We start from the raw sequence: 23,846 nt of genomic DNA on the forward strand, positions 1-23,846 counted from the left end.
GGCTTCCCTTACCGCTTTTTAAACATGGCTAACATACGGTCTGTTACTAAATAACCACCCACTACATTGATAGTCGCGAGCACTAAAGCGATTGCCCCTAACCAGGTGGCCCATTCATGCTGTACTCCACCAGCTAAGCTAACAGCACCAATAACAGTGATACCCGAAATTGCGTTCGCTCCAGACATCAAAGGTGTATGCAACGTCGCGGGAACTTTACGAATCAATTCAAAACCAACAAATACAGCGAGTATTAAGATAAACAGTAAATAAACAGTAGTCATTGTGATGCCTCCTGCACGGGGCTTTTATATAAATCAGCTATAATAGGATTAACAAAATTTTTATTATGTGTAATCAGCGCAATACTAAGAATCTCATCTGTCTGATCGATCATAAAAGTACTGCTCTTTTTATCCCAAAACTCACTGACCAAATTGAATAGATTGTTGGCATACATTTGAGATGCATTATACGGGACTTCATTAGGCCAATTACCTGTACCAATGAGTGTCACACCATGCAATTCAATAGTCTTTCCTGCCTGGCTCCCTTCAACATTGCCACCATTTTCGGCAGCCATATCAACTATGACTGAACCAGATTTCATTTTTTTTACTGTTTCAGCGCTAATCAATTTAGGTGGCTTGCGGCCAAAAAGTTGAGCTGTGGTAATAACGATATCAGAATCAATGATGCATTTTTCTTGCGCTTGCTGTTGGATAGCAAGTTGTTCTGCTGTTAACGCTCTAGCATAGCCCTGATCGGTTTGCCCGGTATCACCCAAATCTATTTTTAAGAATTTTGCCCCTAAAGACTCAACTTGCTCGGCAACAACGTCACGAGTGTCAAAAGCTATGACATTTGCTCCTAATCGTTTAGCAGTGGCAATAGCTTGCAAACCAGCAACTCCTGCACCAACAATAAACACTTTTGCAGGTTTTATAGTGCCTGCTGCAGTCATCATCATTGGGAATATTCGATTTAGTGAAGCCATAGCTTTAGACACCATGACATAACCCGCTAGACTTGCTTGAGAACTTAACGCATCCATTTTCTGACAACGGGTAGTCCGGGGAACCATTTCCATACTTATGCTACTGACACTGTGTTCCCGTAAGGCTTTTACATAGTTACTGTTGTTGAAGGGATCCAGAAAACTAATAAGTACTTTTCCCGTAAACAGAGGTACCTCAATAAGTTCAACTGGATGAATCGACAAAATTATATCCGCAACTTTAGAAATAGATTCACGGTTCTCTGCGACTTTTGCTCCAGCTTCTACATAACACTCATCTGAAATATATAGCCCTGCACCTAAACCTTTTTCAAAAACCACTTGAACCCCGAGGCGCGTGTACGACTGCACATTTTCTGGCAACAGCGCGCAACGTTTCTCGCCTGACAATGTCTCTTTTAGAAATGCGATTGTAGCCATTTCAATATCCTAAAATTAAAACAAAAAACACACCAATGCCGACTAAATCACATACGTGTTCTGCTCATGTTTATCGACTAGCACAAAAGGCTACAATTACGTTTGTTGTGCTAGCCCAAATCAGCAACAGTTAAATGGTCCATATCATCGAACTCTTGGTTTTCACCGCCCATAGCCCAAATAAACGTGTAGTTTGTTGTGCCAACACCGCTGTGAATCGACCAACTTGGTGAAGCTATTGCGACTTCTGGTGATAGAGAAAGTGTTTTAATTTCTGAAGGCTCGCCCATTAAATGGAAAACCCTTTCTTCTTCAGGCAAATCGAAATACATGTAAACTTCTGTGCGCCTAAAATGGGTATGAGGCGGTTTGGTATTCCACACACTACCAGGTTTGAGCTCGGTAATACCCATTACCAGCTGGCAAGTATCAACTATACCTGGACGAATAGATTGAAAAATGGTCCTCTCGTTAGATGTTTGTTGGCTACCCAACTCAATGCGCTGGGCCTTATCTTTAGGAACATGCACAGTTTTTGTAATTCTATGAGCAGGATAAGATGCTAGGTAAAATTTGGCAGGTTGAGACGAATCATCAGAACTAAACGACACCCTTTCACTGCCTCTAGCAATGTAAAGACTGTCTTTGTTAGCCATCGGATAGGTTTCACCATCCACAATAATACAGCCACTACCACCTATATTTATTATCCCCACTTCACGCCGCTGGCAAAAATAATCTGCAGCAAGCTCTTTGTGTGTAGGCAAGTCAATTGAGGTGGAAGATGGCGTAATACCACCAATCACACAACGATCAACATCGGTGTAAGTGAGGTTTATTTTACCTACCTCGAACAAACGTTTAGTAACAAAAGCTTCACGCAATTCGTCATTACGCATGGTTTTGTAGCTTCTCTTGTCAGCGGAAAACATGAATTCCATAGCGAGCCCTCAATTTAAATTTATAATATTTAGGCGACTTAACGCGCCATCCAACCGCCATCAACTAACATTATGTGGCCATTCATGTAATTAGATGCATTGCTAGCTAAAAACACAGTTGCCCCAGCCAAGTCCTCAGGTTTACCCCATTCACCCGCTGGTATGCGTGCTGAAATGCTGGCAAAACGATCCGCGTCTTGGCGCAAGTTATAAGTATTATCGGTTTCGAAATAACCAGGTGCGATTGCATTAACCTGTATGCCCGAAGCAGCCCACTCGTTTGCCAAAGCTTTAGTAATTTGAGCAACACCACCTTTACTGGCTGCATAAGCGGGAACGGTAATACCGCCAGAAAAACTTAAAAGAGAAGCTATGTTGATAATTTTACCGGAGCCTTGTTTGAGCATATGCTTGCCCGCCTCCCTGCAAAATTTGAATACACCATTTAAGTTGACGTTAATAACTTCATTCCAGTCCTCGTCGGAGAACTCATGTGCTGGGGCACGTTTGATAGTACCAGCGTTATTTACCAAGATATCGATACGACCAAAGACTTCGATAGTCTTGGCAATAACTGAAGAAATCTGTTTACCGTCACTTTGATCGCAGCCCAAAGCCAAACTTTGAATATTTTTTTCATCTAATTTGGCGATTGTTCCTGCAACATTCTCTGGTTTAGAACCAACGGCGACAACAATTGCGCCAGCTTCGCCTAATGCAATAGCCATTGCCTGTCCCAGACCGCGGCTTGCACCAGTCACAATGGCAACTTTATCTTTTAATCCAAATTGTTTCTGTAAATATTCTTGCATAGTAATTCCATATTTTTTGTTAGATTAGGCCCAATAATGTTGGCAAATATTCGCTAATTGCAGGAAAGGCTGTAACCAGAATTAAAGCCACTACCATTGCCGCGTAAAGTGGTAATATTGGCTTGATAATTTGGCCTATAGACACCTTACCAATCGAGCATCCAACAAACAGCACGCTACCAACTGGTGGGGTACACAAGCCAATTGACAGATTCAATATCATCATAATCCCGAAGTGCAATGGAGAAATGCCCAAGGACTCTGCGACAGGTAAGAAAATAGGGGTAAAGATAAGTACGGCAGGTGTCATATCCATGAAAGTACCAACCAGTAACAGAGTTAAATTTATTATCAATAAAATCAATAAGGGGTTTTCAGACAATGCTAATAAACTAGCACTAATGGTCTGAGGTATTTCCTCGTATGACATTAACCACGACATGGCAGAAGATGCACCTATCAACAACATTACTATTGCAGTTGTGTTAACTGATTTAAGCAGTATGGGATACAAATCTTTGAACTTAATTTCTTTGTATATACAAAGTGAAAGTGCCAATGAATAGAGTACCGCAATTGCCCCTGCTTCTGTTGGCGTAAACCAGCCACCAATTATCCCACCTATAATTAACACGATGAGCAATAAGCTTGGCACCGCTCCTATTAGCGATGGAAAGAACGGCTCGATGGAAGCGGCCTGAGCAGGAGCAATTCCATGCTTTTTGACATACAGACTCGCAGCAACGATTAGCAAAAGTGTGAGCAATAGACCAGGTAAATATCCTGCGATAAACAAAGCCGCTATTGAAACACCACCACTAGCAAGCGAATAAATTATCAAGATATTACTGGGAGGTATTAGCATTCCTGTAGTCGCTGCAGTGACAGTTACAGCACTACTAAATGGACGAGAATAACCTTCCTTCTCCATGGCTGGGATCATAAATCCACCAATTGCAGAAGTAGAGGCGACCGCAGAACCCGATATAGCACCAAATAATGCGCATGATATAACATTCACAAATGCCAAACCTCCCGGCAATCTGCCCACGAGAACTTTTGCAAATGCGATTAATCGATGAGCAATGCCTCCTTGTCCCATTAAATAACCAGACAAAATGAAAAATGGAATAGCCAACAAAGCAAAGCTATCAATGCCAGCTGCTAATCTTTGTGCAATAGCTGTCAGTGCTGGCAAAGTATCTATTGTCATTAGCATGGTAACTAAAGTGGCAAATATAATAGCCAGCGCAATGGGAAGATTTATAAGAAGTAGAAGTGAGAAAACCCCAAACAAGACAATTGTAATCATTCGCTAGTTTCTCCTAGGGTTTGATTATTGGCATCAACAAAAAAGTAACTGCTATAAATTAAGAATAAGATGCCGCTTAACGGAATAGCTAAATAGATAAATGCCATTGGCAACTCTAAAACTGGTGAAGATTGACCTAATAACCAAGTGAGGTAAACAAGGTTACTCCCGCCAATCAACAGAACTGCAATAGCAAATACAGCAACCAACAAGCAGCTCAAACGAAATACAAGAACAGCTCTTACTTTACTCATTTTTCTAACAAGCAAATCAAAACCTAAATGACTATGTAATCGATAGGTATAAGCTCCGCCTATCAAGCTAATCCATATAAGTAAAAACCGTGCTAACTCTTCAGTAAATGAGCTAGGTTTGGGCAAAACAAAGCGCGTAAGAATTTGCCAGCTAACATCAATAACCAGCAGTGCCATCATAACCACTAGAAACACACGAAGTGTGCCATCTATACCATTTATTAAAGTGACGAAGCGTGGCATTAGTTAGCCCCCATTGCTTTAATTTCAAGAACTAAATCATAGAGTGGCTGGCCCTCTAGCCTCTTATATAAAGGCTGCACACTTTGCTGAAACAGAAGTTTGTCAGCTTGAACAACTTCAACTCCAGCCTCTTTCACTTTTGCCAAAGATTCTGCCGTAGATTCAGCCCACAATTGTTTTTGATACTGGGTGGCTAAATGCATAGCCTCTTTTAGCCAGCCTTGCTGTTTTGCTGCTAAGCTATTCCATTCGTGAGTGCCAATTACAATAATATCGGGAATAGAAGTATGCTCATCTAGTAAATAATACTTACTAACTTCAAAGTGTTTAGAGAAATAAAAACTAGGCGGATTGTTTTCGGCACCATCTACAACCCCCTGCTGCAGGCCTGTATAAAGCTCACCAAAGCTGACAGGTGTGGCGGCACCACCAATCGTATTGACCATATCAACAGCCGATTGGCTGCTCATGACACGAATTTTCAAGCCATTGAGATCTTCAGGCTTTTCGACTCTTTTTTTAGAAGTGTAGAAACTTCTGCTTCCGGCATCGAAGTAACCTAAGCCCTTAATTCTGAATTCGGTCCCTGAATCGAGTAATCGCTCTCCCACTTCACTTTCAAGAACATTCCAATAGTGGTCTCTGTCATTAAATAAGTAAGGTAAACTAAACACTTTCATGTCTGGTACAAAGGCCTCAAGCGAACTAGCCGAAACTTTTGTCATACCGATTGCACCAATCTGCAACAACTCAAGAATCTCCCTTTCGGAACCCAGCTGACCTGAAGAGTAGATAACGAGTTCCATCTTGCCGCCTGACAAACGAATCAACTCTTGGCCCATGTATTCTAGGCTTTTGTGAACTGGGTGTTCTGTATCAAGAGTGTGAGCAAGCCTGATATAATTCACACTTGGATCTCTTTCAGCACAAGAGACAGTGAAGATTAGACAAAGTACTGCAAGCCAAAAGGTCGGAGGTACGCGAATCATAATTTAGCACCTCTTAGATTAATGCTGTGGTCAATAATTGCGCCTTTGTGCTGTATAACAATACTTGCACAGAGCTGGGCCTCTTTTACACACTGCTTGATACTTTCCCCTCTTTGCCTCGCTGCAAAATAAGCGCCATTGAAGGAATCGCCAGCAGCTGTCGTATCTACAGGAACAACAATATGATCAACGGGCACAGTTACAACTTCGCCATCCTTGTAAATCAAACTTTCCTTGCTTCCTTGTTTAATAATGATTTCACTAACAAAGCGACTGCTCCAGCGCTCCAGGCACTCCTCTATTGTATGCTCACCATGCATCTCAATCTCATCATCAAAACTCAATAATGCAATATCAGTAAGTGACATCATTTTTTCATAACAAGCCTTTGCTGTGTCCACATCTGGCCAATTCTTTGGTCTAAAATTATTATCGAAAGCGACGGTGCCGCCTTTTCTGCGAAATTCACTTAAAAAACTAAAAAGCTGAATACGATCTTGTTGCGGATAAATAGAAAGAGATATTCCAGTAAGGAAAATAATTGAGTATTTACGTAAATCATCGAATATCTCAGGAAATGCTGACAGCAATTGTCTTGCAGGTGCATTTTGCCGCCAGTGATAAAAATGTCTCTCACCAAAACAATCATTTTCAATCAGATAAATACCTGGTAATTGCCCTGGGATAATTTTTACGTTTGATATGCCGACTCCCTCTTGTTTCCAACTTTCCATCATATTCAAACTAAAAGTGTCATCACCTAAAGCCGTGAAATAGTCTCCGTGTCCACCACATCGTGATAAATAAACTGCTGTATTTAAAGTGTCGCCACCAAATCCGGCTTTATATTGCCCGTTGTTTAGCTGGGTACACTCAATCATGCACTCTCCCAATATTGCAATCGACATTCTACTTTCACCTGCTCAATATCTGTGCTGAACGCAACATTAATTCACAAAAAAGCATTCTAAACTCAATATTCGTGACTGTAAATGAGCGCTATAGATTTATTTTGACCAAAAAGCAGGTGTGTTAGATAATTCTGAATGTAATTATAATCACCCGTGACGAAACACAGACAAAATTAACCCAACGCTTTTACGCTTTCGTATGATCATTGCCGCTATTTGTTCTTTAACCAGTTAGGGTGTTAAGGTTTAATTGTTTTGAGTTACGTGAATAGCGTATCCAGAAATTTTAGGTGGGTGACTGCTTCCTCAGAATATGTTCCCATCTGAAGTATTAAGAAACGAATAATTTAAGTTATACACTTTGTATAATTGGCGAAATAGAGCCAAACCATGAGGTCTTACTTTTGCCGACAAAAAACCTCTTTCAAACATTGGTCGGTCAGTTGCCAACAGAAAATGTTATCATGCTTAACTATTAGCACAGATGGTCAGACAAGACAGAAAATGTTGCAAAGTCAAATAATGTCAATGTTTCACAGAAATCTGTACATAACAATTTTTGCCTATAGAATATGGAATAAGATATGAGTATCAGCAAAGAATACACAAAGGGCTTACCAATGCTAGAAAAACATAGGCAACAATTGATAAAGGACATTTTGGACCAACAGCAATTTGCCAGTGTGCGTGACTTGACTGAAAAGCTTAACGCGTCAGAAGCAACCATCAGACGCGATATCACCAAGATGTCAAAACGCGGTGAAATTAACAAGATCCGTGGTGGTGCTGAATCAATCAACGTCGAGCCAAAGAAAAAGCACTTGTCAAGCTCTGCTTTCATTGTAGATAAAGCCAAACGGGTCAATACAAAACGACGAATTGCTGAACGCGCCGTACAGCTTTGTGAAGAGGGTGACTCAATCATAATCAACGGCGGCAGTTCCACATTCATGATGGGGGAATTTCTCAGTAATCTTTATTTAAACATACTCACCAACTCATTTGTGCTAGCAAACTACATAACCGAAAACAGTGATAGCCAAGTGTCACTACCAGGTGGTGAAATATATAGAGAACAAGGAATTATCCTTAGTTCTTATGAACATGATAGTACTGAAAATTATCATGCATCAATGATGTTTATGGGAACGCCTGGTATAGGCAAATTTGGAGTAATGGAGTCGGACCCTTTACTAATCCGTTCTGAACAAAAACTGAAGAAGCAAGCCGAAAAACTAGTAATTTTAGCTGACAGCTCAAAGTTAGGTAAACGCAGCAACTTCATTCTATGCCCATTAAACGAAGTTGATATTGTAATTACCGATTCCAAAGCTGACCCAGAATTAATTGAGTATTTTAAAACAACTGGAGTAGAAGTAATTATTGTTGAAGCAGTTGATGATTAACCATTGAATTACTCTCGATTCGCTCTGACGCATCGTTTCAAAAAATGAAAGTTAACGGTTTTGATTTGGACTAGGGCATTCTTATTCTAAACCATAAAGTAACTCTTCATAATAAAGATAAATGATCTGACATAGAATGGTTTACTCAGTTAGGAGCTATATTGTGCAACGTTTCCAGAACCTATAAACCAATTGCTACGTTTTCATCCCGTTTTACTTTTTAATCTTTACACGATGCAGTTGACGAGCTTTTAGACTAACTCAGGAAGAAGCAGTACTCCGTGCAGCGAAAAATAAAAAGTACTAAGTGAGCGAGTGTTTAAATTCAACAATGAACAAACTCACCTGACCAAATATGCATGAAAAAAACAACAGTTGAATCCTAGATTGATAGGTAACAGGTTTGAACATAAAAGAATTTAACTTGAATGTAATGTAATGCAATGTAAAAATTACAATAACAAAACAGGTAATTACTACTTCAAGTCTATGATAGTCTCAAATAAAGTTGTAGGCGCTAGTGGCCTTCATCAACTAACGTCAACCACTTTTCCTTATAAGTTTCTAAACCTATTAGATTAATATTAGGCGTTTCCTTTAATGCTATCGAATTAGTGTGCTGCCCCAAGTTTGTCAAGCAAGCCGCCCCCAACACTGTACCCGTAGAGTCCATCGACATATAAACCTTTTGATCTTTCCGTAGTTGATTAATAACAGCACATAACAGTGGGTTCTTTAAAAAAGCACCTTCAATATAAATTTTACCTTTAGACGCTAATTGTGAAAGTTGATAGTCGATCATCAACGCACAATACAATGTTGCTAATGCAATACCACTTACTTTATCAACTGGTCCAACAAACCCTGATTGCCTATTCCCAAAAGGACCACTTCCGTCACCAAAATCGGGTATCGCAAAGACAAATCTATCGATAACTGTTTGTAAGTCATTATCGTTGAACTGCTCACCTAACCAAGAACCCGCCTGTACACAAATGGCTTCAAATTCCCGACCGCCCATAAAACGAGCGCAGGCTACAGGCGAACCAAAAGCATCGATGTTAGCGAGCATATCTTTCTGAGGGTTCAGATTTTCTAATGGAACTTGAGTTGCCATTAGAATGGTCCAAGTACCGGTTGATATAACGGTAAAAGGACTTTCTTGATTTGCAAGGCGATACCGAAGAAAACTGGCATTACTGTCATGAATACCATTGTAGATTTTGCACTTAGCAGTTAAGCCGAGTTCGTGTGCAACCTTTGACGTTATAGCACCACAATCATGCCAAGCTGGCTGGATTGGTGGAAATTTATTTCGACAATCCAACTTGTCTACAAGACTTGAATAATCGTTATCTTTAATTGACCACAAATCAGTATGGCAACCCAAAGAGGTAATTTCACTAAAACACTGACCTGTAAAACGCCAAACCCAATATTGGGGGTACATTAAAATGTCAGTTACCTGATTGAATTGTTGAGGAAAAGTTTGCTTTAACCAATATAGTTGCCGCCCTAAGTTCAGGCCTGCCGGTAAATTGGGCGAATAGGTATTCGTAAAATCATCCCGTAGCGCGTCATATTGGGAGCTTTGTTCATATGTAACGGCACTTTCATAGTCAAGCACAGGCAAAACCAATCCATCGTTAGAGTCAGCCTCTCGATCGATTAATGCTGCAGTTGCTCCATGAGTAGTTATGGTAATTTTGCCAATTGGGTACTGCTGAGCAAATGTTCTGATATTGCTTACAAGCCACTGCCAAATTTTGTTCACATCGGTGCAATCATATATCTGACTATGATCAACAATGTTAGTCATTTGTTTCGAATATACTGATTGGAAATTACAATCTAAAACATGCAGTTTTATATGCGTTTTTCCAATATCGATAATTAATATGTAAACCATCATCTGCTCTTGCGCCAATTACTCTTTTTCCAAAAGCCCAGTTCTTACGAAATGTGCGTAAGTTGCAGTAACAAAATAAATCAATGTGGGCACAATTATCCAATTGTGAACAATATTAATGTTGTTGTTTGAATAAGCAGCAATACCCAAGCCAACACAGGTTAGTAATGCAATATAAGCTATATAATTCGCTGAAACCGCCAAAAAAGGCATTTTGATAGATGTATCAGATGATGTTTTGTCTTGTTCAGCCAGAAAACTCTTCTCAGCTAATTTACGCTCTTGTTCAATTTTCTCAGACACCTCTGCAGCTGGATAATGTGATTTAGCACCCATTAAAGCCGCTAAGCCAATGTAAAGCACTGTGGCAAATATCCATATTGGGATAAGAATGAAAAACAAGTGTAGAGTGCCACTTGATTCTAAAAAGTAAGCCGCTAGCAATGAAATGATCCAAGTCGCAAATGCTGGGATGTTTGTTATGTTACCTTTGTATTTAGACCAATAACGAGTAAAACCAATTTTGGGAAATATCCAATGTTCTGCAACAATCACTGCCCCCACAGGCGCTAACATTAATCCCATTATTCCAACAAAACCCAACAACTGAGAAAACACAAACGGGAAACAAGCCACAATGGTTGTTACAATCCCCACGACAATGGTCACTCTAGTTCGCCCCCAAGATGGGTTAAGCGAGTTAAAAGCAAGACCCGCACGATAAATCGTAGGATTAGATGTAGTCCATCCAGCAATGATAACGGCAATAATCCCTGATGCTCCCAACGCCTGATAGGCAACAGATCCAGGATCTAACTGCGTTATAACTGTACCCAGCATTATTGCTGCCCCCGCTCCCATTATACCTGCGCATATCCATGCTAAATAATGACCAATAAACATTCCTAATGCAGAAAAATAGCCGTATCGAGAGTGCTTAGCAAAACGTAATAAGGTCATATCACCCAAACTGCCGTGCATAGCTAAATTAGCCACCCAAGCAAAAGCCGCAACATGCCAAAATCCAACTCCTGCATCAGATTTTTGGACCCAAATTGAGTTATTCGCGATAGTCAGAAAATCCTCAAAGCTACTTATACCTGAAACACCATCTGTAGCAGAAACAATTGCCGGTAAAAGGACAAGCGCACCAACCAGAAACATCAGGATCATCCATGGAGCACATACTGCTGCAAAAGCAGATAGTTTCTTAAAACCTTTTACCGCCATATAAACAACAATGGCACCTACACCTAATACTACCGCAACGAAGCCAGGATTGGTTGGATACCAGTCAGTCTGGGGTGGAATGTTAAAAAGCACTTGAACAGCAGATGCTGAAACCGTAATCATTGCACCAGCTAGGACACAGAAAAGTATGCCATTAATTACACTGTAGAGCTTTATAGTGCCTGGCCCGGCAATCTTTTCTAAATAAGCATAAAGGGTCAGGCGTGTGTCAGTTGAAATAGGAGCAGTAATAAGCCCCCAAGTAAGCACTGCCAATAAGTTCCCCAATAGTAATCCAACTAAAATATCAGAGGCGCCCACCCCCCAAGAAACAAATAAAGCACCGATTACAAACTCAGTACCGGCGACATGTTCTCCAGAGTAACTAGCTGCAAAAGTTTTTGGACCTTGAAGTTTATCGGGACTAACAGGTTGAGTTTCAAATTCACTTGCGGTAGACATCTTATTCTCCGGGTAAACAGCTCTGAGAAGAATCTGTCTCAGAGCCTCTTTTGTTATTGTTTTGATTTTTTACCTAAGTGCGCGATTACACTATTCCGGAGCCACTTCGCCCTGAAGACGGGCGCTTTTGTGCGACCGCCTTGCGATAGCAAGATGCTCGGTAAGTTGCGATTGGATCAATTGCACCACCTTTTCTGGCCCTTGCCATTGCCAGAATAGGCGAAACATCAGTATTAAAGGCTTGTTTAAGCGTATTACTCGCCATAATGGCATCGTTATGAGTTTGATACTCACTCAATGCCTGACGATCAACCAGCAATGCTGCAACATATGAGCGCTGTACACTTGCAGCCGAGTTCATCAAACTTTCAATCGGATCGGTAACATTATGCGATTGATCAAGCATGTAGTTAGGACTAAACCCTTCTTGATTACGATACTGCGCATCAACCAATTCATTGAAGATCAGGAATTGCTGATAGGGGTGTAAACTACCACTGTCTAAATCATCATCGCCGTACTTACTATCGTTGAAATGGAAACCACCTAGCTTCTTGAATTGAATTAATCGAGAGACAATCATCTCAATGTTTACATTGGGTGCATGATGTCCTAAATCGACCAGAGACTTCGCTTGCGGGCCTAACTCCATCGCAGCTAAGATACTGCTACCCCAGTCCTGAATTACAGTTGAGTAAAATGCGGGCTCAAACATTTTATGCTCAATATGTAGCTCCCAATCGCTAGGCAAACCAGCATAAATTGTTTTCATACTCTCAAGGTAGCGTTCAAAAGCATGTTGAAAATGCTGTTGCCCGGGATGATTAGATCCATCACCGACCCAAACGGTGAGTGTTTTGGATCCCAATATTTTGCCCCACTTTATGCAATCCAAATTATGCTGAATAGCCAATTCTCTGCTCGCAGCGGAAGTGTTTGCCAGACTGCCATATTTGAAACTATGCTCTTGTCCAGGCTGGTCCTGAAAAGTATTAGAGTTGATTGAATCCCATTTCAAATTTAAGCTGTCTGATACACCTTTCAATTCGGTAAAATCATCCACTTTATCCCAAGGGAAATGTGGTGATACTCTCTCTGTACATTGAGACAAGTCATTGATAACAGCACTGTCTTCTAACTTTTCGAAAATGTTGCGCGGTTCTCCAATACCCGGAAATCTAGCGAAACGTGTTCCACCAGTACCCGTACCCCAAGAAGGTACAGCTATTTGAAACGCGGCTGCTTTTGCAGTAATATCTTCAATGTTAATACCTGTTCGTGCAAGTTTGTTTCCCAGCGCTTCGTAATCTTCTTTCAAAAAGCTTTCTAATTTAACGTTTTCCTGAGCAATCAGCTCTTTATTAATTCTTTGAGTCATGATTTTTTCCTAAACCGTTGTTTTTAGCGTAAAAACGCTTCACTTAACCCGCCATCCACACTGATAATCTGTCCTGTGGTTTTACTTAACTGACCAGAGATCAGAAGATATGCTGCCTCTGCCTGATCAGCAGGTGTAATAGGCTGTTTAGTTAAAGTTCGCTGGGCGTAAAACATAGCTAATTTATCACGCAACTCATCGTCAGAATCTGACTCACTGTAAACAACATCATACTTTTTAAGCGATGCGATTACCCTGTCTCTTGGAAACATAGTGCTGCCTTTAACCACTGTTGCTGGGGCGAGTCCATTTACATTCACTAGAGGTGATAATGATACCGCTAACTCTCTAACTAAATGGTTAGCTGCAGACTTACTAGTATCGTAAGCAAGTGAGCCTTTCTTCGAGACCACACCGTTAACACTTGTCGTGAGCACCAACGCACCGGGTAAACCTTGCGCCTGCCAAATAGAGTTGGCTTCCGTACCCACGATATATCCACCCTTGACATTAACAGCAAAACTAATATCAAACATCTCATCATTGCTCATTCCAGCTTGACCTGGAGCGAGGAAAACTCCTGCAGTAACAATCACTTTATCAATGCCACCGTAAGCAAGAATAACATTTTCAAACATCTCTCTTACGCTTTGACGATTGGTAATATCTACACTTTGTGCAATAGCAGTTCCACAACCTGAAATGCCCGAACCAGCAACACCTATTCCTTGCCCATACTTCAAAGCAAGTTCATCAGCAGTTATTTTAGCTGCATCTAATCTCAAATCAGCACAAACTACATGTGCCCCCTCTTGTGCTACTCTGAATGCCGTTTCTTTACCAATTCCGTCGCCGGCACCTATCACAACAACCACATCTCGAGCTAAGGACTTCTCTTTCGGCATACGTTGCAGCTTCGCTTCTTCAAGCAGCCAATACTCAATATCAAATGCTTCTTGTTGTGGCAAAGCAATATATTCATCGATTGCTTCCGCACCGCGCATGACTTCAATAGCACAATTATAAAATTCTGCTGTAACTCTGGATTCACTTTTGTTCTTACCCCAGGCAATCATGCCCACGCCGGGAATTAGACATATTGATGGAGAAGAAGCACGCTGTGCGGGTGAGTTATCGTGCTTACAGTTTTCATAATAGTCAGTATATTGTTGCTGATAGGCCTCTATCCCGTCCTTCAATAAAGTCTTCAATTTTTCTACAGAGTCGGTTTGTGGATTCCAAGCAACATATAAAGGTTTGATCTTTGTACGTAGGAAATGGTCAGGACATGATGTACCCAAGTCAGCTAATCTAGCGGCATCAACAGAATTGACAAACCGTAATAAATTGTCATCTTGCTGAATAGTACCTATTAGTTTTTTCTCAGAAGACACTAATCCTCTCAGGAAAGGAACAATTTCTACCAGTACTTTTTTGCGAGCATCTTCTTCCAACGTAATGTACTTTTGACCGCCAAATGTCATTTCACCTTTGTCGTGTTTTTCAATGTACTCAGCGGCTTTTTCAATAATATCAAGACTAAGGTCATAACATTCTTTATTGTCATTTGCCCAATTGATAACGCCATGGCCGGCAAGAATAACACCTTTGGCATTTGGATTATCATTGCAGATTTGCTGTAATTTCATGCCTAAATCGAATCCTGGTCTTTGCCATTCAGTCCAAATAAGCTCGCCCCCCCAAATTTCTTCCGTTAATTTCTTGGAGTTTTTACTGGCAGCGACAGCAATAACTGAATTGGGATGCATGTGATCAACATGTTTGAAAGGAATATATGCATGCAGTGGAGTATCAATTGACGTTGCTCGAGGATTCAAGTTAAAGGTTGCATGTCTATACATATCGACCATATCGTCTTCAATCTGTGTTTTTACTCCTACCTCATCAGATTTGTAATAAATGTCTTTTAATGCCTGAAGTTTATCGATATACAAGGATGAAAAGTTATCTGATTTGGAAGTACGTAGATCGCCACCAGAACCTTTCACCCAAAGCACTTCGACTTGATTTCCGGTAAGCGGATCTACTTCTAAAATCTTTGCCGATGTATTTCCACCACCAGTGTTTGTAATACGCTGATCCGCTCCCAAAATATTTGAGCGATATACTAAGCCGTCAACGGGGTTTAAAGATTTTGCAACCTCGTCATTCCATAGATAGTTAACGTGATTAAATTGTATTTTTTTGCTTGCCATTGGATATGAAACTCCTAGATGTAAGGATTAGGCGAATTAAATCAAAATTAATCGTAATACTACAGGCTGACACTCCACAGTCAAGCAAATTTAATCACTTTCAATCACGTATAGTGGTTTATTTATCCGGGAACTAGCTTAAAAGCTTGAAACAAAGCGCACACTTTTAGACTAAGCCGCTACTTATCAAGGATTCACGGCTTAGATCAGAAACCTTTTTTGCACCGCATAATGTCATAGCAACTCGCATTTCTTTCTGATAGAGCGACAGCAAGTTATGAACACCTTCTTTGCCTTCAGCCGCTAAGGCATAAATATACGACCTTCCCAACATTGCGCAATCCGCACCTAATGCAAGCATACGAACAACATCCAGACCGCTGCGAATACCTGAATCAACAAATATTTTAATGTCGCTTTTTACTGCATCAGCGATTGCTGGCAGCGCTTTAACTGAAGATAAGACGCCGTCTAATTGTCTGCCACCATGGTTAGATACAACAATTCCATCAGCACCAAACCTAACCGCATCTTTTGCATCCTCTACATCTAATATACCTTTGATCACAATAGGGCCATCCCAAAATGCTCTAATCCACTCAATATCTTGCCAAGAAATAGAAGGGTCAAAGTTCTCACCCAGCCAGCCAATATAATCCCCCAATGCAGTGGGCTTACCTCGATAGGTTGAAATATTGCCTAAATCGTGTGGTTTACCCAACAATCCAACATCTAATGCCCAACTAGGATGTGTTACGGCCTGCAAAAATCTGCGTATAGATGCCATTGAACCGCTCATTCCAGAATGCATATCTCTATATCTTGCTCCTGGCACAGGCATATCAACGGTAAATACTAAAGTGGTTACACCTGCTGCTTTAGCTCTTTCGAGTACATTTTTCATGAATCCTCTGTCTTTAAGGACATAGAGCTGGAACCACATAGGCCGGGAGATAGCCGGTGCGACTTCCTCTATTGGGCACACAGATACCGTAGACATCGTAAATGGAATACCATTCTGTTCAGCAGCCATCGCAGCCTGCACCTCCCCCCTTTTGGCATACATCCCCGTTAATCCAACTGGTGACAAGGCAATCGGCATAGAGAAAGATTCTCCAAATATTTCAGTACTCAAGTCCAGTTCCGACATGTTTTTCAGTACTCTTTGCTTTAAAGCGATATTCTGCAAATCAGACACATTTTTACTTAATGTTGTCTCACTGTAAGAACCACCATCAATATAGTGAAATAAGAACGGCGGTAATTTAGATTTCGCTGCTAGTCGATAGTCTGAAGGTGAAGAAATGATCATATTTGAAAACCATTTAAAATGAATGTTCATCCATCTTACACTTTCCTTTTTATTTCATTTATGTAATTAATGAAAAACTTTAATTCCATTTTTGAATAAACTGAATGCAAGCAAATGATCTGATTTTATTTGCTCAGGTCGTTGAATTAGGCAGTTTCAGCAAAGCGGCAGAGCAGAATAACTTAACTAATTCAGTGGTGAGCAAACGTATTACTCGTCTAGAGGAATCACTCAATACACAGTTACTTTATCGAACCACTCGCACCCTCTCACTAACAGAAGCAGGTAAAACACTTTTAGGTCGGGCCATAATAATTAGGGATACCACTCAAGAGGCGTTAAACGAAGTTTCTGATAAAAATGGAAGTTTAACAGGGCATATAAAAATGTCGGTCCCTACTATATCTGGTGACCTGTTGCTAGCAGAGACTATCGTCGGCTTTTGTGCTCAACATCCGAAGTTAACGATTGATATGTCAATGGAGAATCGATTTGTAAACCCTGTTGAAGAAGGCGTAGATCTAGTGATAAGAACGGGCCAACTAGAGGATTCTAGCCTAAAAGCCAGACATATTATAGATTCACAATGGGTTGTTTGCGCGTCACATAATTATTTACTTAGATTTGGAAAACCATCACAACCGCAAGCTTTAAACCAACATAATTGCTTAACCTACACACATCCAGCATCGATGGGTAACAACTGGCAATTCAAAAATGAAAAAGAACAAATTACGGTAAAAGTGTCAGGATCATTTTCTTCCGACAATGCTGCTGCATTAAGAAAGGCGGCGTTGTGTGGGCATGGAGTTGTTTATGTCCCAAAATGTTTAGTACATGATGATATTCAGAATGGCAGCTTAATCACTCTGTTTGGCGCTCCTATAACCAGGAATATAGGCGTTTATGCTATTCATCCCTATGTAAAGAAAGTTCCGAAAAAGATCTCTGAATTAATTGATTGTATTAAAGCTGCCTATCAACATAAAGCATCTTACTTCAACATTATGTAAATGAGATTGCTTTTGATTTACTATGATGCATTATGATTAACAGATTTTCTTAAAATGACTGTCATTAAAACGAAAATTACTGCTTGTCGATTTTGGCATGTCGCGGGGCTTTTAAAGCGAGCTTTATCGAAGGAAAAAACTAACGCACGCTCACTGAAAGTATTGTTAGCAATTAAGGCGCATTTAATGACAATTAATACTTCAAATTTTCAATCGACGTTAAGTATAGCTAAAAAACTTGAGAGACCCGTGTTCATACAACAAAAGAAGTTAAGCAATTGAAGCCCATATTCTTCGCACTCGCGTTCATTTTGTATCTGGTCAGCTCTCACTGCGAAGCTAACCAAGAAAACTGTGTTTCATGTCATACAGAACAAGTTAAACAATGGCTGCAGTCTGACCATGCAAAATCAATGGCTACTGCGGATCCTGATAACGTTCTGGCTAACTTTAACGATGTTGAAATAACTCATTATTCGCAAAAAGCTAAATTTTATAGAAGTAAAGACAAGTTCCTGATTGATTTAACAGAGGCAGGAACCACCAACACTTATGAAGTCATATATACCTTTGGGCATTATCCACTACAGCAGTATTTGGTGCCAGCACCAAATGGCAAATATCAGGTTTTTCCTTTTGCCTGGGATAGTCGAGAACAGAATGAGGGGGGGCAGCGTTGGTATCCAAATCACCCAGCAGAAGACATCGGCATCAATGACAGGCTTCATTGGAAACAGCCCATGCAAAACTGGAATGGAATGTGTGCTGACTGCCACTCAACCGGTTTAAAACGCAATTTCGATAACGAAAGCCTTAGCTTCAACAGCCAATTCGACAATATCAATGTGTCTTGCGCCTCTTGCCATGGCGATATGACCAACCATTACATAGCAAATAAAACTCAAAGACCTGAAATCTTATTAAAAACGCCAAATTTGCTTAGTGGTTTATCTTCAAACGACATAAAAGCAGTGGGCAAGTGGCTATTCAAAAAAGGTGACAAAATAGCAAGCTGGCATGAGGAAATTGACGGAAAGTACCAACCAGCAAAACGCGATAATAATTTTATGGAGAGCTGCTTTGGTTGTCACTCTTTGCGCTCGCCACTTACCAATGGAATAAATCCTGAACAGACGTTTTTAGATCAATTCACACCGTCATTTTTAATGCCTCCACTCTATTTTGCTGATGGACAAATTCACGAAGAGGTATTTGTTTATGGTTCTTTCTTGCAAAGTCGTATGTATGAAGCCGGAGTTAACTGTATCGACTGCCATAACCCCCATACCATGAAAGTTAAGGTTGAGGGGAATGGCTTATGTTTGCAATGTCATGCAGCGAACACCTACGATGGTATAAAACACACTAAGCACCCCAGCAACAGCGAAGCCAGTCAGTGTGTGAACTGTCATATGCCAACGCGCACTTATATGGGCGTAGATGCAAGGCGAGACCACAGTTTTAGCATCCCTTCCCCACGTGTTTCTGAAAAAACCGATGCGCCTAATGCATGTATCAATTGCCATGAGAAAAGCAACGCGTGGGTTGCCGAGCAGTTATCAAAATGGTACGGGCGAGACTCAACTTTAATTATTGAAGAAGAACAATACATCGCCTTCATTCATGGTGAAAAGTTCACCAAGGCGGCTATCCTTAAACTATTGCAGGCAAAATCATTGCCAATCATAAAAAGAGCCACTTTATTAGCTATATTACCAAGCCGTATTGAAGCGTTAACAGACAGCGAATTACGTCCGTTTATCTTAAGCGAAGAGCCTCTTTTACGCTTGGCTGTAGCACAGGCCGGACGGGCACTTCCTCCACGAGAAAGGTTAAAAACCTATCCACGTTTATTAGAAGATGAATACAAAGCAATCCGTGTTGCTGCCGCAAACAACCTTGTTGGTTTGGGCATTTCGTCTTCATCTTATAAAAATGCACTCAGTGAACTTACTGCGTCGAATGCAATTAGTCAGTGGCGCGGAGAAGGTAACCTTAATCAGAGTTTAATTGAATATGAGCAGGGCAATATTGAACAGGCTGAGACACTTCTTAAACAAGGAACTATAGTAGATCCTTACTTTGAAGCGAATTACATCAACCTTGCAGAACTTTATCGCTCGCAGAATTTAATGGCCAAGGAGGAGTCCGTGTTAGAAAAAGCACTTAGCTCGATGCCAAAAAGCGACCTGATCCATTATTCAATTGGTATGTTCAACATTCGCAAATCCAATAAAACCAAGGCAGTTTTTCATTTCAAAAAAGCAACCGAGCTAAACCCATCTAATGTGCAGAATTGGTATATTTACGCTTTGGCATTAGACAATACTGGCCAGATACCGCAAAGTATTGAAGCGCTAAAAAAAGGTCTGTCTTATCAGAAAGATGCCAGTCTGATTGACCTTGGTTTGTCACTATCCCAAAAACTGGGTGATCAAGGGTCGTTTAGCTATTTTATGAAATTGAAAAATAGTCATTAAAAAATCAACGAGCACTGATCCGTACCAGCACTTTTGGACACCTTGCTAAGTAAATACAATCGCTTAAAGAGGTGAATAATGTCAACAAAGAAAGTCCGCAAAACACATACCGCTGAATTTTACTTTCGATTCATCAGCTCGGGTATGTTTACAGAGAATTGGGAGAAAATTTTCTCAATGATACCTTTTGCTGCAGTCTCAATTCCAGGTAAGTGCTTAAGCTCAATAAACTGCTGTACATAGCTCTGTTTGCTTTTAGATAACGTTCCACCATTGCTTAAAAGCAACGAAATTAGCACATCGATATTTTTGTTCGATATATCGAAGGTGCTATTGATATGATCTTTCAGGGTATCAAAACAGATAATCAGGCAGACTTCTTCGATGAGCTCTGAAGAAACTGCGGTTTCCATCATGTCGTAGACAAATTTCACATGCTCGGTAAAGTCTGGGTAGCGATACATGTATTCGATGTCATTGTTAATTACGATCTTTGAATCATCCGAAAAGGAATAATCAAGCATCGATAAAATTGGTCTGGAAATACTCTCCAGAACCTGATCATACTTTTCCGGATTTCTTAAAATTGCCGCAGAAACAGGAATAATAAACTTATGTTTCGCTTCACGTTGTTTCATCACGTCATGGATCAGATATCGATGCAATCTGCCATTACCATCAATAAAAGGATGGATATAAACTTCACCAAACGAGATGATGCATGCATGGATCAGGGCAGGCATAGATCTGTCTAACATCAGATTCTCATGCGTAGCTAACAACCCAGCCATCATTCCAGGTACATGTTTAGCCAGTGGACCTATGTAATGCACATCCTCATCAACGATATTATACCGTTGGATCGTGCTGCCAACATAGATTTCATCCGTTCTGTAATCGTTAGCTCTAACCCTCTCTTCGACAATCTGATTTTGGATATCAATCAGTTTGCCTTTGTTTAACTCAAACAGACCAACATTTTTGACCGCATTCAAAAACCGCTGCATTCTCTGTTTATCAGGGCGCTCATTCTCAATTTCAGTCGATGATTTGGTTTCTTTCGAGTAGAGATAATTTATAGAACGTCCCAAAATATCGGTTGATAATACATCCCCCAACGATTGCATTTTTGTATAGGCAGTTTCATAAACATCTATGCCGGCAATTTTCTGAATTTGCTTTGTTTTTCTTACTGTTGGGCAGTAGTCTCTGTTCCCAATAGCATTGTTTATGACACGCATTCTTTTGTGCCGAATGCCGTCTTTTAAAGTATAGTAAAACGCATCATCAAACAGCGTGATGTAGTTCCCACTGGTCAATGCGGGTATGGGGAGTTCTGCATCAGTTAGCCATTCGAACAAAAACCACAGCACTCTGTTATATTTTGATTGTGGTGATGCTCGAATGAAATCTGCAAATTCATTTACATCAATGACTTTGAATATTGCAGCAAAAAAATGAAGACGAATACCTTGGTATTTAATTGCAGCGCACATGTGCTCATAGGGTGAGTCGGTAATTTTTCTTGTGGCAGGTATCACTCTTCTTTTAGATGAACCAAAATCTACTATGCTGTCTGCTGACACTGATTTATCAGCAAAGACCTCGACATTCAGCTTCGGAAGCAGTAGTTTGTAAAACTGATTTAGGTAGGTGTACCCTATTGGGCTCATCTGTAAGAATACCTTGTTAGTTATCACTAAAGATAAAATACTTATATATTTAAGGTAACACTTACAAACCAACCATTCCACTTACAAGCCACTCGTTTTACTTAAAAAAACACAGTTTTACTTATACGCTTTCTACAGACAGTAATGCACTTCATGATGTAGGAATAGCAGACTATCAACGCACATTTTAAAACCCGAACATACTGACACTACGGTCTATTACTTTAGTACTCAAAATGAATGGTTTGTCATGTCGTTGGCCAGAGCGTGTGGCCTGTCTGTGCCGGATGTACTAATTTCTTAGCCTGCTTTTTCTAACACACAAGACTCACTGTTCTTGTTGAACTAACCGCATTAGATCAAGAAATAGAGGTGGGATATCAATAGTGGATTATTAAACTACCTCAGTTTAGCAAAATGCCACTAATTGAAACCGCCCATTTCTCGCTCTGTGATCCAATCATTCAATGCCTCAACACCTGAGCCATGAAATTTTTTAATAATTTTTGATGGCGTTAATTGCTCAAAAGCGACAATCGGCTCACCGATATACCATGCCCATGCAGCCTGATCCGAATTAAACCAGGGCCGCACCCGACGTAATAGTGCATGGATCTCGATTAACCTCGTTTGCACTTTCGATTGCTTTACACGCTCTGGCCTTTTAAGAGACTGAGGAGGAAGATCAACAAAAGCAGCTAGGTGATCAATCGTAGTAAAAAACGCCTCTGCCCACGCCTTTGGTTGCTCAATACCCTGCTCTGGTGCAGAACCTATCTTGAACGGCGTCAATTCGTATCCTCGCAACGGTTAATTACAATACAAAATATAAAACTAGATTGTTCAACGGTAAAAAACAAGACACTTGGTATTTTACAGACCAATTCTCATTTTTAATGAATACACACTAGCATCGGTTGTATTATTCGTAATAAAAATTGATCCGTATTACGCCACTTAAAATGGGCATCCCAAACTTGGCTAGGTAAAGCATCACTTTGAATTTTGCAGCAGTATTACTAACCGCCTTCACACACTGGCTGGCACCTCGAGAGGTAAAAAATCACAGTGAATTTTGAATCACGCAACTAACCTACTTTACCCATCGGCACCTCAAGAGGTAAAAAAACGCCGTGGATTTTGCATCATGCCACACCCCCCTTCACTCACGGTCACCTTGTAGGGGTAAAAAATCGCCGTGAATATAGCATCACGCCACTAACCCCCTTTACCCATGCGCACCTCAAGAGGTAAAAAATCGCCGTGAATATAGCATCACGCCACTAACCCCCTTTACCCATGTGCACATCGAGAGGTAAAAAATCGCCGTGGATTTTGCGTCACGCCACTAAAACCCTTTGCTCACGGGCACCTCAAGAGGTAAAAAATCGCCGTAAATATAGGCATCCCACCGCTAAACGCCTTTATACACGTGCACCTTGGGGGGTAAAAAATCGCCATGGATATAGCATTCCACCACCACTACAAATACCTTTACTCATGGGCAACTAGAGAGGTAAAAAATCGCCGTGAATATAGCATCACGCCACTAACCCCCTTACCCATGCACACCTCAAGAGGTAAAAAATCGCCGTGGATAAGAATCCAGTTGGTTAATTGCACTTACAGGACCACTCATTTAAAAACGTTTTTTACCAATCATTGTTAATTCACAACGCCATTACTGGCACTGCTAGTGCCAAGCCTTTTATTATCACAATTTGAAAACAACCGTCAGAAAGAAGGTAAGCGTCCGGCCATCACATCTTTTATTTGCTGACTGATCACGCATCATATCTTTCTGTGTTGCCAACAATGAGAGTTATGTATGCCTGCTTTAAAACAACCCGATATACGTCGGTTCTTT

The 23,846-nt window shown here is 40.6% G+C and carries 18 protein-coding genes; 3 read left to right on the plus strand and 15 right to left on the minus strand.

The window, feature by feature from the left end; translation table 11 throughout:
- Nucleotides 1-8: 8 nt before the first annotated feature.
- The 8 genes from LMJ53_RS16270 to LMJ53_RS16305 form a co-directional block, all read right to left on the minus strand.
- Nucleotides 9-290, minus strand: a complete 282-nt coding sequence (locus LMJ53_RS16270; protein ID WP_420778863.1) for an NAD(P) transhydrogenase subunit alpha — start codon at nt 288-290, stop codon at nt 9-11.
- The gene (locus LMJ53_RS16275; protein ID WP_229588362.1) at nt 281-1,438 is read right to left on the minus strand and encodes an NAD(P) transhydrogenase subunit alpha; all 1,158 of its coding nucleotides are present in this window, start codon (nt 1,436-1,438) and stop codon (nt 281-283) included. The genes LMJ53_RS16270 and LMJ53_RS16275 overlap by 10 nt, the downstream gene beginning before the upstream one ends.
- 110 nt (nt 1,439-1,548) lie before the next feature.
- Complete coding sequence (gene kduI / locus LMJ53_RS16280; protein ID WP_229588363.1) at nt 1,549-2,379, minus strand: 5-dehydro-4-deoxy-D-glucuronate isomerase; 831 nt, start codon at nt 2,377-2,379, stop codon at nt 1,549-1,551.
- Nucleotides 2,380-2,417: 38 nt separating this feature from the next.
- Nucleotides 2,418-3,191: a glucose 1-dehydrogenase gene (locus LMJ53_RS16285; RefSeq protein WP_229588365.1), complete on the minus strand. Its 774-nt coding sequence runs from the start codon at nt 3,189-3,191 to the stop codon at nt 2,418-2,420.
- A 19-nt stretch (nt 3,192-3,210) separates the two neighbouring features.
- Nucleotides 3,211-4,503 carry a TRAP transporter large permease gene (locus LMJ53_RS16290; RefSeq protein ID WP_229588366.1) on the minus strand — a complete coding sequence of 431 codons (1,293 nt, stop codon included), beginning with the start codon at nt 4,501-4,503 and terminating at the stop codon, nt 3,211-3,213.
- Nucleotides 4,500-5,000 carry a TRAP transporter small permease gene (locus LMJ53_RS16295; RefSeq protein ID WP_229588368.1) on the minus strand — a complete coding sequence of 167 codons (501 nt, stop codon included), beginning with the start codon at nt 4,998-5,000 and terminating at the stop codon, nt 4,500-4,502. The genes LMJ53_RS16290 and LMJ53_RS16295 overlap by 4 nt, the downstream gene beginning before the upstream one ends.
- Nucleotides 5,000-5,989, minus strand: a complete 990-nt coding sequence (locus tag LMJ53_RS16300; RefSeq protein ID WP_229588370.1) for a TRAP transporter substrate-binding protein — start codon at nt 5,987-5,989, stop codon at nt 5,000-5,002. The genes LMJ53_RS16295 and LMJ53_RS16300 overlap by 1 nt, the downstream gene beginning before the upstream one ends.
- Nucleotides 5,986-6,897: a sugar kinase gene (locus LMJ53_RS16305; RefSeq protein ID WP_229588372.1), complete on the minus strand. Its 912-nt coding sequence runs from the start codon at nt 6,895-6,897 to the stop codon at nt 5,986-5,988. Before LMJ53_RS16305 ends, LMJ53_RS16300 begins: the two co-directional genes overlap by 4 nt.
- Nucleotides 6,898-7,484: 587 nt before the next feature.
- On the opposite strand from LMJ53_RS16305, the gene LMJ53_RS16310 reads away from it, so the two are divergent.
- The gene (locus tag LMJ53_RS16310; RefSeq protein ID WP_229588373.1) at nt 7,485-8,306 is read left to right on the plus strand and encodes a DeoR/GlpR family DNA-binding transcription regulator; all 822 of its coding nucleotides are present in this window, start codon (nt 7,485-7,487) and stop codon (nt 8,304-8,306) included.
- Between the two features lie 517 nt (nt 8,307-8,823).
- Here the strand turns inward: LMJ53_RS16310 and LMJ53_RS16315 are convergent.
- The 5 genes from LMJ53_RS16315 to lldD all read right to left on the minus strand — a co-directional run bounded on the left by LMJ53_RS16315 (nt 8,824) and on the right by lldD (nt 16,843).
- Nucleotides 8,824-10,233, minus strand: coding sequence for an FGGY-family carbohydrate kinase (locus LMJ53_RS16315; protein WP_229588375.1), 1,410 nt, complete (start codon nt 10,231-10,233; stop codon nt 8,824-8,826).
- A complete protein-coding gene (locus LMJ53_RS16320; protein WP_229588377.1) occupies nt 10,234-11,907 on the minus strand; it encodes a purine-cytosine permease family protein in 1,674 nt (557 codons plus the stop codon).
- 85 nt (nt 11,908-11,992) lie between these two features.
- On the minus strand, nt 11,993-13,285 hold the full coding sequence (rhaI, locus tag LMJ53_RS16325; protein ID WP_229588379.1) for an L-rhamnose catabolism isomerase: 1,293 nt from the start codon (nt 13,283-13,285) through the stop codon (nt 11,993-11,995).
- 23 nt (nt 13,286-13,308) lie between these two features.
- The gene (locus LMJ53_RS16330) at nt 13,309-15,501 is read right to left on the minus strand and encodes a bifunctional rhamnulose-1-phosphate aldolase/short-chain dehydrogenase (protein WP_229588381.1); all 2,193 of its coding nucleotides are present in this window, start codon (nt 15,499-15,501) and stop codon (nt 13,309-13,311) included.
- 166 nt (nt 15,502-15,667) lie between these two features.
- Entirely contained in the window at nt 15,668-16,843 is a 1,176-nt protein-coding gene (gene lldD, locus LMJ53_RS16335; protein WP_420778862.1) for an FMN-dependent L-lactate dehydrogenase LldD, read from the minus strand.
- A gap of 74 nt (nt 16,844-16,917) precedes the next feature.
- Here lldD and LMJ53_RS16340 point away from each other — a divergent pair, with 74 nt between their 5' ends.
- Both LMJ53_RS16340 and LMJ53_RS16345 read left to right on the plus strand, forming a co-directional pair.
- The gene (locus LMJ53_RS16340) at nt 16,918-17,826 is read left to right on the plus strand and encodes a LysR family transcriptional regulator (RefSeq protein WP_229588383.1); all 909 of its coding nucleotides are present in this window, start codon (nt 16,918-16,920) and stop codon (nt 17,824-17,826) included.
- A gap of 311 nt (nt 17,827-18,137) precedes the next feature.
- Nucleotides 18,138-20,306 carry an ammonia-forming cytochrome c nitrite reductase subunit c552 gene (locus LMJ53_RS16345; protein ID WP_267867547.1) on the plus strand — a complete coding sequence of 723 codons (2,169 nt, stop codon included), beginning with the start codon at nt 18,138-18,140 and terminating at the stop codon, nt 20,304-20,306.
- A 119-nt stretch (nt 20,307-20,425) separates the two neighbouring features.
- Here LMJ53_RS16345 and LMJ53_RS16350 read toward each other — a convergent pair whose 3' ends face one another.
- Complete coding sequence (locus LMJ53_RS16350) at nt 20,426-21,979, minus strand: Fic family protein (protein WP_229588387.1); 1,554 nt, start codon at nt 21,977-21,979, stop codon at nt 20,426-20,428.
- Between the two features lie 423 nt (nt 21,980-22,402).
- Nucleotides 22,403-22,771 carry a hypothetical protein gene (locus LMJ53_RS16355; RefSeq protein WP_229588389.1) on the minus strand — a complete coding sequence of 123 codons (369 nt, stop codon included), beginning with the start codon at nt 22,769-22,771 and terminating at the stop codon, nt 22,403-22,405.
- Between the last annotated feature and the right edge of the window lie 1,075 nt (nt 22,772-23,846).

It is taken from the genome of Rheinheimera sp. UJ51 (assembly GCF_020819615.1).
In the GTDB taxonomy this organism is placed as follows: Bacteria; Pseudomonadota; Gammaproteobacteria; order Enterobacterales; family Alteromonadaceae; genus Alishewanella; species Alishewanella maricola.